Genomic DNA, 12990 nt, shown 5'->3' with positions numbered 1-12990 from the left:
ATGGCTGACGTGACGTTGCGTAAGGTTGTTAAACGCTATGACGAGGTCGAGGCCGTGCGCGGCATCGACCTCGACATCGCCGACCATGAGTTTGTCGTGCTGGTGGGACCGTCGGGCTGCGGCAAGTCGACCACGCTGCGGATGATCGCCGGCCTGGAAGATATCTCCGACGGCGACATCATGATCGGCGGCGACGTCGTCAACGACGTGCCGCCAAAGGACCGCGATATCGCGATGGTGTTTCAGAACTACGCGCTCTATCCGCATATGACGGTTGCGGAGAACATGTCGTTCGGATTGCGGCTCAAGCGTTACCCGAAGGCCGAGATCAAGAGCCGCATCGACGAGGCGGCGCGCATGCTCGACATTGTCGAGCTGGTCGACCGCAAGCCGAAGCAATTGTCCGGCGGCCAGCGTCAGCGCGTCGCCATGGGCCGCGCCATCGTGCGCAACCCGAAAGTGTTTCTGTTCGACGAGCCGCTATCCAATCTCGACGCCAAGCTGCGGGTGCAGATGCGGATCGAGATCAAGAAGGTGCACCAGAAGGTCCGCACCACGACGGTCTATGTGACCCACGACCAGGTGGAGGCGATGACGCTGGCCGACCGCGTCGTGGTGATGAACCATGGCCGGATCGAGCAGATCGGCACGCCGAACGAGCTCTATCACAAGCCGGCAACGAAATTCGTCGCCAGCTTCATCGGCTCGCCGGCGATGAATTTCATTCCGTGCCGGCTGGAGGATCTCGCCGGCAAGTTGCACGTCCGACTTACCGATCGCATCGCCTTCGCGCTGCCGCCGGCCCGTGCCGCCCGCTATCAGGGCATACCGCGCACCGACAAGCTGCTGCTGGGGCTGCGGCCCGAGCACATCACCGAGGCCAAGCCGCATTCCGAGCCGGGCGTGGAGACCTTCGATACGGTGCTTGATGTCACCGAGCCGATGGGAATGGAGACGCTGATCTATTTCACGATGGAGGGCACGCAGGTCTGCGGCCGGGTCAATCCCAATGCCGGCGCGCACGATGGCGGCCCGCTTCGATTGGCTGTGGACCTCAATAACATGCACCTGCTAAATGAGGTGACCGGCGCCGTCCTTTGACGGCGCAATTGCTGGGAATCAAGGGCAGGAAATGGCTACCAACAAGAAGAAAATCTTCGTCACGGAATCGATGTCGCAACCGGGAAGAGCGCTGCTTCACGCGCGAGACGACATCGAACTCGTTGAATTTCCCAACATGATTTCGCAGCGGGATTTCGAAGCCAAGCTGAAGGAGCATGCGCCGGTCCACGGTGTCGCCCTCGGCGGCACCCGCTTTGGCGAGCCCGAGCTCGACGCCTCGCAAGACATGCTGGTGGTGACCCGGATCGGCGTCGGGTTCGACGCCGTCGACGTTCCCGCACTCAGCCGCCGCAAGGTCCCGCTGATGGTAGCGGGCACCGCCAATTCGCCGTCCGTTGCCGAACACGCCCTGTTCATGATGCTGACGCTCGCCAAGCGCGCGACGGAAATGCATTCGCTCGTCCGGGACGACAAATGGGCGGACAGGCTCGGGATGCTGCCCTACGACCTCTTCGGCAAGACGGTTCTGATCATCGGCTTTGGGCGCATCGGCACCCGCACTGCCAAGCGCTGCCTCGCGATGGAAATGGACGTCCTGGTTTTCGACCCCTACAAGCCCGCCGCCGACATCAAGGCCTTAGGGTACGAACCGGTTGCCGACCTCAGCGCCGCGCTGCCGCGCGCCGACTTCGTCAGCATCCATTGCCCGAAGAATCCGGAGACGGTCGGGATGTTCAATGCTGACAGGCTGAAGCGGATGAAGCCGACCGCCTACCTGATCAACACGGCGCGCGGCGGAATCGTCGACGAGGCCGCGCTCCACTCCGCGCTGATGTCCGGCGAGCTTGCCGGTGCGGGCCTCGACGTTTTCGCGCAGGAGCCCCCGCCGGCCGGACAGGCATTGCTCGCCCTGCCGAACGTCATCATGGCGCCGCATGTCGCAGGCGTCACGGTGGAAGCCGGCGACCGGATGAGCGAGCAGACCGCCCGCAACATTCTGAGTGTGCTGGATGGTGATCCGCTGCGTCAGAACGTGATCAATCAGGACGTGCTCGGCTAAATCGTCCGCAAGTCAATGACCGAGGCGCGGCCACTCCACCGGCCGGCAAGTGAGGTATGCGCATGGCCTTCAAGGAATACAGCAATTACGACGCGGTCGGCCTGGCTGAATTGGTTCGGAAGAAGGAAGTCTCGGCCAAGGAATTGCTCGACGAGGCCATCGCCCGTACCGCGAAGCTCGATCCAGAGATCAACGCGGTCGTCGTCAAGCATTACGACTATGCCGAACGCCAGATCGAGCGCGGCCTGCCGGACGGCCCGTTTACCGGCGTGCCGTTCCTGCTGAAGGATCTCGATCTGCTGGAGGGCACGCGCACGACCTCGGGCGCGACGGTCCTGAAGGACTTTGTGGCCGATCACAGCGGCACGCTGGCGCAGCGCTTTCTCGACACCGGCGTCTCGATCTTCGGCAAGAGCTCCAGTCCCGAATTCGGCCTGATGCCGACGACGGAATCGCGCCTGCACGGACCGACGCGCAATCCATGGAACCTCGAGCATTCCTCCGGCGGGTCATCGGGCGGCGCGGCGGCGGCGGTTGCCGCCCGCATTCTGCCCGTCGCGCATGCCAGCGATGGCGGCGGCTCGATCAGGATCCCCGCCTCCGCGTCCGGCGTATTCGGCATGAAGCCGACCCGGGCGCGCAATCCGCTCGGGCCTGATCGCGGCGAAGGCTGGGGTGGATTCGCCTGCGGCCATGTCGTGAGCATCAGCGTACGCGACAGCGCTGTCATGATGGACGCGATCCACGGTCCCGAGCGGTCGAGCCCCTACGTGGCGCCGCCGCCGGAACGGCCGTTTTCGCAGGAAGTCGGCCGCGATCCCGGCCGGCTCCGCATCGCCTTCACCGACAAATCGCCTTATGGCGACGCCATTGATCCGGAAATCGCCGCCGCCGTGCACGAGGTTGCGGGCCTGCTGGCGGGGCTTGGCCATCAGGTGGAAGAACGGGCACCGGTGCTTGCAGCTGATCCGGCCGCGGTCATGACCACCATCGTCGGCGGCCACACCGCGCTGACGGTGCGGCTGATCGAGCAAAGGCTCGGGCGCACTGCTACGGAAAACGATTTCGAGAAATTGACGCTGGCATTCGCTCACAACGCGCAACGGACCACCGCGACCGACTATGTCGCTGCCCAACTCGCGGGCTTCCAGATTTCGCGCGCCCTCGCCGCCTTCTTCGAGAGCTGCGACGTTTTCCTGTGTCCGACATTGTGCTCGCCACCGCTGCGCATCGGCGAACTCAACAGCATGTCGAACGACCTGTCGCACATTGTCCCGATCCTGCGCCGCTATATGCCGGGGACTTCCATGTTCAACATCTCCGGCCAGCCGGCGATGTCGGTGCCGCTAGCGTGGAACAAGGCCGGCTTGCCACTCGGCATGATGTTCTCGGCCCGGTTCGGCGATGAGGCGACCCTGTTCCGGCTGGCCGGGCAGCTCGAACAGGAGCGGCCCTGGAAGAGTAAATTACCTCCAGTTTGTGCATAACCGTCGCCGCAAAAACGCCAAGATTTGACAAAGCGCGGCCGTATCGGCACTGAGGAACGTGCACCGGGCGGAAGTGGGACACCGATTCCGGAGACCGAACTCGATCCGGAGGCTTACATCGTGGCTCAAGTCGACCCGACGGACCATGCCCTGGCAACCATCGCCAGCATTCTGGACATGCCGGAAAGCCGCCGCGAGCCTCAGAACACCGCGGTCACGGAGCAACGGCCCGCCGTCCCTCCGCCCATCCCCACGGTGGTTGCACCGATCGAGGCGCACGGTTACGCCAAGTACGGTCCCGGCCCGATGGCCTCGATCCGCTTCAAGTGGACGGTCCGCCTCCAAAATGGCGACTATTATGTCGACGAGACCATCGGCGAGAATTCCGCTCCGATCGCCTCCGGCCCGATGTCGAGGGAAGCCGCGATCCAGATGGTCGACGATCGCGAAAGCGACGCACGCCGGCGCTTCGAGCAATTGAAGAGCGAGATGACCGGACGCGGCGCCGCCGCCAATCTGGTTCGCATGGACAGCGGCGGGGCCTAGCCCGCCGCTTCTCAAGCGTTATCGCGGCGGTCCCAGAAAATCCTTCTTGGCAATATCGACGCCGACATGGCGCAGGATGTCGTAGGCTGTCGTGACGTGAAAGAAAAACTGCGGGACGCTGAACGTCAGCAACAGCGATTTTCCGGTGAATTGTCGCTGCGCGCCGTTCTTGAAAGTGAAGGCGACTTCCTTGTCGGCTGCGGCTTCGATCTCCGCACGCGGCAAGCCCTGCACGAAATCGATCGCCGCCGATATCCGCGACTTGAGCTCGGGAATGTCGGGCTCGGTATCCGAAAATGTGTGAGGTGCACAACCAGCCAGCAGCGCGCCGGCAACGACCGCATGCCGGTTGGCTTCTCCCACCTGCTGCTTGAGGCTGTACATGGTGGGTGAGAGCCGCATGTTCAGAAGGACGGCGGGATCGACGTTTCGGGCTTCGGCATGTGCCGAGGCGCGGTCGAGAAGCGCCGACAGATTGCCGAGATACGGCACGAACACGCCGACGGAAGCTTCGTGGAGAGAGATGGTCACGATATCAATTCCCCGGGTGGCACCTTCGCGAGATCTGGTTTAAATCGGCGCCAATGCTCCAGAGTGTCATCTAATTCGCCGGCGGAGAAGACCCGATGTTTCGAACGTTCGTTAGCCTTGCAATGGCTGTCCTGTGGACCGTTGTCGCCCACGCGCAGCAGCCGGCGAATTCCCGTCTCGACGACATCGTCAAGCGCGGCACGCTGCGGGTCGGCATGACCGGCGACTATCGTCCCTTCACCTATTTCGACAAGACGACGTCGAAATTTACCGGCTTCGACGTCGACATGGCAGAAGCGCTTGGCAAGGCGCTCGGCGTCAAGGTCGAGTTCGTTCAGACGGCGTGGCCGCAGCTGATGAAGGATTTCGAAGCCGACAATTTCGATGTCGCGATGGGCGGCGTTTCGATCACGCTCGACCGGCAGAAGAAGGGAATGTTCTCGACGCCGATCATGCGCGAGGGCAAGACGCCGATCGCCCGCTGCGCCGACAAGGGCAAGTATGAAACCATCGCCGATATCGACAAGGCCGGCACGCGCGTCATCGTCAATCCCGGCGGCACCAATGAACGCTTCGCCAAGGCGAACATCAAGAACGCCGAGATCAAGATGTGGACCGACAACGTCACGATTTTCGACGAAATCGCCAAGGGCAACGCCGACCTGATGATGACGGACTCTTCCGAGACCCGCTACCAGCAGAAACAGCACCCCGGCGTGCTCTGCGCGGTGCATCCGGACAAGCCGTTCGACTTTGCCGAGAAGGCCTATTGGCTCCAGCGCGACGTCGCGCTGAAAGCCTTTGTCGATCAGTGGCTGCACATCGCCACCGAGGACGGCAGCTTCAAAAAAATCTATGCGGCCTGGTTCGATTGATTCCTGGTTGGACGAGCCTGTTTTCGCAGGAAATTGACCGTCCTTTAGGCGCTATTTAGACTGCCCTGCTGAATTTGAACCAAAGCCGCTAGTACACGACTTATAGTTTGAAAGTGATCTGGATCACGTTGGGTGAAGCTATTGCTGCGTAATAGCTTCGGGGATGGGGTTTCCCTGCTCAGGAGGTCGCAAATGAAGAAGTCTCTCGCTATCGCCGTGCTCCTGCTGGCGAGCAGCCTCACCGCCGCGCAGGCCCAGTACAGTTTTGAGTATGGCGGCCGCACCATCACCATCGATCCCGATCGCGGCACGGTTCAAATTCCCGGCGTCTACGATAATACCGGCAAGAAGGCCAAGCGCGCGCGTGGCGAGGAAGGCGACCTCGATCGTCCGACCAGGAAGGCGCCGCAGCAGGCGAAGTCCACCCCACAGGCTGCCCCCGAGGCGGCAACCCCGGCTGCACCTGCACCGGCCGAACAGGCTGCCGCTCCGGCGGCTGCGCCTGTGCCGGCCGCCCCAGCCACCACTTCGAGGGGCGAGCCAGCGACCGCGACGGCGGCCGTTGCGCCGGCGGATACTGCTGCGCCAGCACCGCCCCCTGCTCCTCAAGCCGTTCCGGCTGCACCGCCAGCGCCTGCTCCCATTGCCGCGCCAGCGCCTCCGCCGCCGCAACAGAAACAGGCCGCCGCCCCGGCAGCTTCGACACTTCCGTCCGCGAACTCACCGCTCGGCGTGTGGCTGACGGAGGAGAAGGAAGGCAAGGTACGGATCGAACAGTGCGGCCCCAATCTCTGCGGCTATTCCGTCGACAAGAAGTCGAACCAGAACGGCGAGCAGGTTCTGATCAACATGAAGCCCGGCAAGGACAAGTGGAGCGGTCGGATTTTCGATCCGAACAGCGGCAGCACCTATGATTCCACGATCGCATTGAAGGGCACCGACAGCCTGCGCGTTCAGGGCTGCGCCTTCGGCGGCATGTTCTGTGGCGGCCAGACCTGGACCCGCGTCAACTGACCGGCAGCTGACGCTGCGCATTCGATCAAAGCCCCGCCGCAACGCGGGGCTTTTCACTGAGCCTGTCATCGTGCTCTGGCGCGTGATGGCAGTCACAGCCGTAGTGGAACCGCTGTGAGATCGTGATCGTGTCCAAACCAAAGGGGCACGTCATGATAAAGTTTTTGAAATCCGCAGTCACCGCTTCGCTGCTTGCTGTACTGGGCTTTGCGACACCATCCGCAGCCGCGACATTCGATGGCGCCTGGAATGTGCAGATTACCTCATCGAACGCTGCCTGCAGCAGTGGCGCGTCGGTCTCGATCGGAATCAGCAATGGCCAAGTCGCCTCGAACAGCGCGACGGTAACGGCGTCTGGCCGCGTCGCCGAGGCTGGCAACATCCATGTGACTCTTTCGAGCGGCATGAAACGCGCGGTCGGCTCCGGTGTTCTCACGGGCACGTCAGGATCGGGCACATGGCGCGCAGCCCTGTGCTCCGGTACCTGGACCGCGCAGCGGATTTGAGGCTGCAGCCTAACCCACCTTTGCCGAATACTCCGCGTCAGTCACATGCTCCATCCAGTTCACGTAGCTGCCGTCGGCCGCTTCCTGCATGGCAATGTGCGTCATGGCGTTGGTCGGGGAAGCGCCATGCCAGTGCTTTTCACCGGGCGGAATCCAGACGACGTCACCGGGGCGGATTTCCCTGATCGGTCCGCCTTTGGCCTGCACCCGTCCAACCCCTGAGATGACATAGAGCGTCTGGCCCAGCGGATGCGTGTGCCAGGCTGTCCGCGCTCCCGGCTCAAAGGAGACGCGCGTCGAGGCCAGCCGTGCCGGCGCGTCGGTCTGGATGATCGGATCCTGTAGCACCGTGCCGGTGAAATATTCCGGCGGCGCCCGGCGCGTCGGCCGGGAGCCCGCGAGATGGATATCCATGGAGTTGTCTCCTTTTTGTCAGCGTATTGGTGGTGGCTGCGTAGAATCTTGTAGGTGGGCAAAGGAGCGTTAGCGACGTGCCCACCACAACCCGAACCGTATGCTGCGATAGATGGTGGGCTCGCTTCGCTCAGCCCACCCTACAAGCTCGCTACTTCTTGCTGGCCGCGTAGCGCGCCTTGGTCTCGGCGTTCATCGGATAGAGGCCGGGCAATGCCGCACCGTTATTCACTTCGTTGACGATCCAGGCTTCCATCCGCTCCTGCTCCGGCCCTTCGGCCAGCACATGGTCGAGCAACGCCTGCGGGATCAGCACCGCGCCGTCCTGGTCGGCGACGACAATGTCGTTGGGAAATACCGCGACCCCGCCGCATCCGATCGGCTCGCCCCAGCCGACGAAGGTCAGCCCGGCCACCGACGGCGGCGCCGCGAAGCCGTCGCACCACACCGGCAGATTGGTGCCAAGCACCCCTTCAATGTCCCGCACCACACCGTCAGTGATCAGCGCCGCAACCCCGCGCTTCACCATGCGCGCGCACAGAATGTCGCCGAAGATGCCCGCGTCGGTCTCGCCCATGGCGTCGACCACGGCGATGCAGCCTTTCGGCATGGCTTCAATCGCGGTGCGGGTCGAAATCGGCGACGACCAGGACTCGGGTGTTGCGAGATCTTCGCGCGCGGGCACGAAGCGCAGCGTAAAGGCCGGTCCGACCAGTCGGGGCTGCCCGGGCCGCAGCGGCTTGGTGCCGCGCATCCAGATGTTTCGCAGGCCCTTCTTGAGCAGCACGGTGGTGATGGTGGCGGTAGACACGCCGGAGAGGGTTGCGAGGGCTTCGGGGGACAGGGACATCTGAAATGCGGGCTCCGGTGGATGGGTGAAAGGTAGCGCATCTTGCGAAGCACGGGTGTCGCGTCAAGGGCTCGCGGAAAGCAGCGCGATCACAACATCTTATCATCGGCATGCAGATTAATTTATTGAACTTACTGGCTGATTTCGCGCGAAGCGAATTCCACTGGCGCCCAAAACACGCTAAGGGTTGAGTGAGCACGAGAGCTGCGAGACAGTTTACAGGCCATGGCCGCGACGCTTCCCCCGCCCCGCCTTTTGCCGAGTGGCGACAGCGCCATCACGGTGGAATTCAGCCGCAACATCGACGATGCCGCCAACCGGCGGGTGCTGGCGCTCGACCGGGCCATGACCGCCGAGCCGGTCACGGGCGTCACCGAAACCGTGCCGACCTATCGCTCGCTATTGGTCCATTACGATCCCGAGCAAATCGATTTCGACAAGCTCGGCGAACAGATTCTAGCGCTCGCGCAGCGGCCGGTACCGGCAACGACTAAGACCCGGCGCTGGCGCATTCCGGTGGTTTATGGCGGCGAGCACGGCGTCGACCTCGAGGATGTCGCCAAAACCCTCAACACCACACCCGACGAGATCGTGGCGCGGCATGTCGCCGGCGACTACCGCGTCGCCATGATCGGCTTTACGCCCGGCTGGTCCTATCTCAGCGGGCTGGAGAAGTCCCTCCACATGCCGCGTCGGCAGAACCCGCGTTTGCTGACGCCGGCAGGCACCATCTCGATCGGCGGCGTACAGACCGGCGTGCAGTGCCTCGCCGGCCCGAGCGGCTGGCACCTGTTGGGACAAACGGCGGTGCGCACCTATCAACTGCATCGCGATCCGATCTTCCTGCTGGAGCCGGGCGACAACGTCACCTTTGCGCCGGTCGATGCCAAAACCTTCGCGGAGCAGGATCGCGCCGCCGAGGCCGGCGAATTCATTGCCGAGCAGATCACCTCATGAGCAAGCTCGTCATTGCATCGATCGGCCCGGCAAGCTCGGTACAGGACGGCGGACGTCCCGGCGCCCAGCGCTATGGCCTGGTGCCGAGCGGCGCGATGGACCGGTTGGCGCTGGCGGCTGCGAATGCGCTGGTCGGCAATGAGCCCTTCACGGCGGCGGTCGAGGTCGGTCCGTTCGGAGCAAAGTTCATCGCACGCGGCGGCGCGGTGCGCATCGCGCTGGCGGGAGCCCCGCGCAATGCCGATATCGCCGGCCGCGCCGTGGCATCGGACACGTCCGCAACCCTCGCCGATGGCGAGACGCTGACGCTCGGCTTTGCCCGTGGCGGCTCGTTCAGCTATCTCGCGATCGAAGGCGGCATCGCCGGCGAGCCGATGTTCGGCAGCCTCGCCGTCAATGCCCGCGCCGGCCTCGGCAGCCCCTATCCTCGCCCCCTGCAGGCCGGCGACGAATTGCAGACGAGGGCGGCAGGCGGTGCGCCGGAACGGCGGATCGAACTGCCCGCGGCAACCGATGCGCCGATCCGCGTGGTGTGGGGTCCGCAGGATGACGAATTCGCCGATGAGACCAAAAAACTGTTTGTCGACAGCGAGTGGAAGATCTCGGCCACCAGCGACCGCATGGGCTACCGGCTCGAAGGCCCCGTGCTCAAACACCTCCACGGCCACAACATCGTTTCCGATGGTACCGTCAACGGCAGCCTGCAGGTGCCCGGCAGTGGCCAGCCAATCGTGCTGATGCCCGACCGCGGCACCAGCGGCGGCTATCCCAAGATTGCGACCGTGATATCCGCCGACTTCGGACGGTTCGCGCAGATCCCCGCCGGCCGCGCCTTTCGCTTTCGGGCCGTCAGCATGGCGGAGGCGCAGGCCGAAGCGCGCAAGTTTGCGGCGTTGTTGCGCACCCTGCCCGAGCGGCTGCGATCCATCGAAAGCGTTGATCTCAACATCGATGCGCTGCACGATGCCAATGTCGCGGGCCACGCGGTCAGCGCCGTTGATGCCGGAACCTGGCACGCCGTATCTCCGGCCGACATGGCGGGCCCGGACTGATCAATCAATCCACTCACGAGAAGCGGACCAGCATCATGACCTCAATCGACCTCAATTGCGATCTCGGCGAAGGATTTGGCGCGTGGGAAATGGGCAATGACGCTGCGATGATCGAGCTGGCGACGTCGGTGAACGTCGCCTGCGGCTTTCATGCCGGCGACGCCGACATCATGCGCCGCACGGTTGAACTGGCGAAGGCGCGCGGCGTCAGCGTCGGCGCCCACCCCGGATATCGCGACCTGCACGGCTTCGGCCGGCGGCCGATCCCCGGCCTGAAATCGTCGGAGATCGAGAACCTCATCGCCTACCAGATCGGCGCTTTGCAGGCGATTGCGACCGCCGCCGGCCACAAGGTGACTCACGTGAAAGCGCACGGCGCGCTCTCTAACGTCGCCTGTGAGGACGACATGACCGCGAAAGCGATCGCCAACGGCATCAAGGCCGTCGACCCCAATCTGATTTTCGTGGTGCTCGCCAATTCAAAACTGGTGCAGGCCGGCGAAGCCGCCAACCTGCCGATGGTGCACGAGGTGTTTGCCGACCGCGCCTATGAAGACAACGGCTCGCTGGTATCGCGCAAGAAACCGGGCGCGGTGCTGCACGATGCGAAAGAGATCGCCGACCGCGTGGTGCGGATGGTGCAGGACGGCGCGGTGGTCTCAGTCACCGGCAAGGTGATCAAGATGCGCACCGACACCGTATGCATTCACGGCGACACGCCGGGGGCGGTCGAGATTGGCCGTGGGGTCAGGCAGGCGTTGAAGAATGCCGGGATCGACGTCGCGCCGTTCAACGTGAAGCAGCGCGTGAATACATAAGTCAAACGCACGGCCGGAAGTCCGCTTCGGCGCCTTGACCCATTTTGGAATCGCGCAAGATGCGAAAAGTCGCCGATAAGCGACATGTCGCGGCGCCTGAACTCCTTCAAGAACTTGTTGGCTCAACCAAAGGGGAAAGGTATCATTATCTGCTCTCTGGACTAGCCGGCTTCGTTGGAGGGTCAAATGGTCTCCGTGTATCTCCGCCGACTGGTATCGGCGGCACCGGTCTGTGCGCTATTTCTCTCAACAAGTGCGGCGCAAGCTCAGCAAACCAGCGGCGCAGTCACGCTGTTCAACAATGTCAGGGTATTCGACGGCAAGGGCACGTCGTTGTCCGAACCAACCAACGTGTTGGTTCGAGGCAACCTGATCGAAACAATTTCACGGACGCCGATTTCGGTCGATCGAAGCGCGACCACTACGATCGTCGATGGAGGCGGCCGCACGCTGATGCCCGGCCTGATCGACAATCATTGGCACGCGATGCTGGCGCGTACGACCCCGGCACAGGCGTTCGGTGACGTCGGTTTCAACAATCTCGATGCTGGCGCCGAAGCGACGGACACGCTGATGCGCGGCTTCACCACCATTCGCGACGTGGGCGGGCCGGTGTTCGGTCTCAAGCGCGCCATCGACGAAGGCATCGTCAAGGGCCCGCCGCATCTATCCGTCCGGCGCCATGATCACGATCACGAGCGGGCACGGGGATTTCCGCCAGTTGACCGATCTGCCGCGAACGATCGGCGGCATGCTCACCCGCATGGAGCAGGTCGGTGGCGCCATAGTTGCGGATAGCCCCGACGAGGTGCGCGTGCGCGCGCGCGAACAGCTCATGCAGGGCGCCTCCCAGGTCAAATTGACGGCGGGCGGTGGCGTGTCGTCACCCTTCAGTCCGATCGACGTGACTACTTTCACCGAGGCCGAACTGCGCGCCGCGGTTGAAGCGGCCGAGAACTGGGGCACCTACGTCGTCGCGCATGCCTTTACACCGGCTGCGATCCGGGGGGCCATCGCGGCCGGCGTGAAGTGCATCGAACACGGCTTCCTGATGGATGAAGCAACCGCCAAACTGATCGCCGAGAAGGGCGTCTGGCTGAGCCTGCAGCCGCTCCCCGAGGACTTGAGGCTGGGCTTTCCAGTGGGCTCCGTGCAGCGAGCCAAGGCGGATGAGGTTTGGCCCGGCATAGCCAGGGCCTACGAGCTGGCGAAGAAGTACAAGATCAAGACGGCGTGGGGCACCGATGTGCTGTTCTCCCGCGCGCTGGCGCAGCAACAAGGGGCAATTCTGGCCTCGCTTGCCCGTTGGTACACGCCTGCCGAAGCGCTGGTCATGGCGACATCGACAAACGCCGAACTGCTGACGCTATCCGGCAAGCGCAATCCCTATCCGGGAAAACTCGGCGTGGTGGAACAGGGGGCGCTCGCGGATTTGCTGCTTGTCGACGGAAATCCCTTGGACAACATCAACCTGGTTGCCGACCCCGCCAACAACTTCAAGATCATCATGAAGGACGGCAAAATCTACAAAAACACCCTGACCAAGTGAGCCTGTCGAGTCGAACCTGCGCGCTTGAGGCGCAATTTTAGAACGGGTGAACCGAGAGCGTGCCGAACACGATGGCGGCAATGAGCGCGAACGCGCTGTAGAGCGCGGCGGTATGCAAGCCGGTGCCGGAACGGCGGGACACCGAGCGTGCGTAAAGGTGCAGGCGGGCTTCCGCCGATGGTTCGCGCATGATCGATCTCCAACGCAGCATGGAGTGCATATGGAATATCGTTTGCGCGGGGATGCAAGGTATCCGCCGAAATAGCGAT

Annotated in this window: 14 protein-coding genes and 1 pseudogene; 10 read left to right on the top strand and 5 right to left on the bottom strand. The window is 63.4% G+C overall.

Going from position 1 to position 12990, the window contains the following annotated elements; translation table 11 throughout:
- The 4 genes from ACVWVY_RS27685 to ACVWVY_RS27670 all read left to right on the top strand — a co-directional run bounded on the left by ACVWVY_RS27685 (position 1) and on the right by ACVWVY_RS27670 (position 4155).
- Positions 1–1101, top strand: coding sequence for an ABC transporter ATP-binding protein (locus tag ACVWVY_RS27685; RefSeq protein WP_456629341.1), 1101 nt, complete (start codon positions 1–3; stop codon positions 1099–1101).
- A gap of 31 nt (positions 1102–1132) precedes the next feature.
- Positions 1133–2122 (top strand): hydroxyacid dehydrogenase, encoded by a 990-nt coding sequence (locus ACVWVY_RS27680; protein ID WP_456629340.1) that lies wholly within the window; start codon positions 1133–1135, stop codon positions 2120–2122.
- Positions 2123–2184: 62 nt separating this feature from the next.
- On the top strand, positions 2185–3609 hold the full coding sequence (locus tag ACVWVY_RS27675; RefSeq protein WP_456629339.1) for an amidase: 1425 nt from the start codon (positions 2185–2187) through the stop codon (positions 3607–3609).
- 120 nt (positions 3610–3729) lie between these two features.
- The gene (locus tag ACVWVY_RS27670) at positions 3730–4155 is read left to right on the top strand and encodes a hypothetical protein (RefSeq protein WP_456629338.1); all 426 of its coding nucleotides are present in this window, start codon (positions 3730–3732) and stop codon (positions 4153–4155) included.
- Positions 4156–4173: 18 nt separating this feature from the next.
- Here ACVWVY_RS27670 and ACVWVY_RS27665 read toward each other — a convergent pair whose 3' ends face one another.
- The gene (locus ACVWVY_RS27665) at positions 4174–4686 is read right to left on the bottom strand and encodes a DUF1993 domain-containing protein (RefSeq protein WP_456629337.1); all 513 of its coding nucleotides are present in this window, start codon (positions 4684–4686) and stop codon (positions 4174–4176) included.
- Positions 4687–4781: 95 nt separating this feature from the next.
- Between ACVWVY_RS27665 and ACVWVY_RS27660 the strand changes: the two genes are divergently transcribed.
- Positions 4782–5561, top strand: coding sequence for a transporter substrate-binding domain-containing protein (locus ACVWVY_RS27660; protein ID WP_456629336.1), 780 nt, complete (start codon positions 4782–4784; stop codon positions 5559–5561).
- 192 nt (positions 5562–5753) lie between these two features.
- The gene (locus tag ACVWVY_RS27655) at positions 5754–6575 is read left to right on the top strand and encodes a DUF2147 domain-containing protein (protein WP_456629335.1); all 822 of its coding nucleotides are present in this window, start codon (positions 5754–5756) and stop codon (positions 6573–6575) included.
- Positions 6576–6600: 25 nt separating this feature from the next.
- Here the strand turns inward: ACVWVY_RS27655 and ACVWVY_RS27650 are convergent, their stop codons facing one another.
- The 3 genes from ACVWVY_RS27650 to ACVWVY_RS27640 form a co-directional block, all read right to left on the bottom strand.
- Positions 6601–6957 carry a hypothetical protein gene (locus ACVWVY_RS27650; protein ID WP_456629334.1) on the bottom strand — a complete coding sequence of 119 codons (357 nt, stop codon included), beginning with the start codon at positions 6955–6957 and terminating at the stop codon, positions 6601–6603.
- 133 nt (positions 6958–7090) lie between these two features.
- On the bottom strand, positions 7091–7495 hold the full coding sequence (locus ACVWVY_RS27645) for a (R)-mandelonitrile lyase (protein WP_456629333.1): 405 nt from the start codon (positions 7493–7495) through the stop codon (positions 7091–7093).
- A gap of 151 nt (positions 7496–7646) precedes the next feature.
- Entirely contained in the window at positions 7647–8345 is a 699-nt protein-coding gene (locus tag ACVWVY_RS27640; protein ID WP_456629332.1) for a ribonuclease activity regulator RraA, read from the bottom strand.
- Positions 8346–8570: 225 nt separating this feature from the next.
- On the opposite strand from ACVWVY_RS27640, the gene pxpB reads away from it, so the two are divergent.
- The 4 genes and pseudogenes from pxpB to ACVWVY_RS27620 all read left to right on the top strand — a co-directional run bounded on the left by pxpB (position 8571) and on the right by ACVWVY_RS27620 (position 12721).
- Entirely contained in the window at positions 8571–9302 is a 732-nt protein-coding gene (pxpB, locus tag ACVWVY_RS27635) for a 5-oxoprolinase subunit PxpB (RefSeq protein WP_456629331.1), read from the top strand.
- Positions 9299–10354 carry a 5-oxoprolinase subunit C family protein gene (locus ACVWVY_RS27630; protein ID WP_456629330.1) on the top strand — a complete coding sequence of 352 codons (1056 nt, stop codon included), beginning with the start codon at positions 9299–9301 and terminating at the stop codon, positions 10352–10354. The genes pxpB and ACVWVY_RS27630 overlap by 4 nt, the downstream gene beginning before the upstream one ends.
- Positions 10355–10389: 35 nt before the next feature.
- Positions 10390–11172: a LamB/YcsF family protein gene (locus ACVWVY_RS27625; protein WP_456629329.1), complete on the top strand. Its 783-nt coding sequence runs from the start codon at positions 10390–10392 to the stop codon at positions 11170–11172.
- Positions 11173–11358: 186 nt separating this feature from the next.
- Positions 11359–12721: pseudogene (locus tag ACVWVY_RS27620) on the top strand (amidohydrolase family protein).
- Positions 12722–12758: 37 nt separating this feature from the next.
- On the opposite strand, the gene ACVWVY_RS27615 reads toward ACVWVY_RS27620, so the two are convergent.
- A complete protein-coding gene (locus ACVWVY_RS27615; protein ID WP_456629328.1) occupies positions 12759–12911 on the bottom strand; it encodes a hypothetical protein in 153 nt (50 codons plus the stop codon).
- Positions 12912–12990: the final 79 nt, after the last annotated feature.

It is taken from the genome of Bradyrhizobium sp. URHC0002 (assembly GCF_054059515.1).
The sequence above is the reverse complement of the archived record's forward strand: the minus strand, read 5'-3'. Positions and strand labels throughout refer to the sequence as shown.

Coding starts and splice junctions, on each gene's coding strand:
- ACVWVY_RS27645 (WP_456629333.1), bottom strand. CDS start 7,495: ATGGATATCCATCTCGCGGGCTCCCGGCCGACGCGCCGGGCGCCGCCG.
- pxpB (WP_456629331.1), top strand. CDS start 8,571: ATGGCCGCGACGCTTCCCCCGCCCCGCCTTTTGCCGAGTGGCGACAGC.
- ACVWVY_RS27625 (WP_456629329.1), top strand. CDS start 10,390: ATGACCTCAATCGACCTCAATTGCGATCTCGGCGAAGGATTTGGCGCG.
- ACVWVY_RS27685 (WP_456629341.1), top strand. CDS start 1: ATGGCTGACGTGACGTTGCGTAAGGTTGTTAAACGCTATGACGAGGTC.
- ACVWVY_RS27660 (WP_456629336.1), top strand. CDS start 4,782: ATGTTTCGAACGTTCGTTAGCCTTGCAATGGCTGTCCTGTGGACCGTT.
- ACVWVY_RS27640 (WP_456629332.1), bottom strand. CDS start 8,345: ATGTCCCTGTCCCCCGAAGCCCTCGCAACCCTCTCCGGCGTGTCTACC.
- ACVWVY_RS27675 (WP_456629339.1), top strand. CDS start 2,185: ATGGCCTTCAAGGAATACAGCAATTACGACGCGGTCGGCCTGGCTGAA.
- ACVWVY_RS27680 (WP_456629340.1), top strand. CDS start 1,133: ATGGCTACCAACAAGAAGAAAATCTTCGTCACGGAATCGATGTCGCAA.
- ACVWVY_RS27655 (WP_456629335.1), top strand. CDS start 5,754: ATGAAGAAGTCTCTCGCTATCGCCGTGCTCCTGCTGGCGAGCAGCCTC.
- ACVWVY_RS27630 (WP_456629330.1), top strand. CDS start 9,299: ATGAGCAAGCTCGTCATTGCATCGATCGGCCCGGCAAGCTCGGTACAG.
- ACVWVY_RS27650 (WP_456629334.1), bottom strand. CDS start 6,957: ATGTTGCCAGCCTCGGCGACGCGGCCAGACGCCGTTACCGTCGCGCTG.
- ACVWVY_RS27615 (WP_456629328.1), bottom strand. CDS start 12,911: ATGCGCGAACCATCGGCGGAAGCCCGCCTGCACCTTTACGCACGCTCG.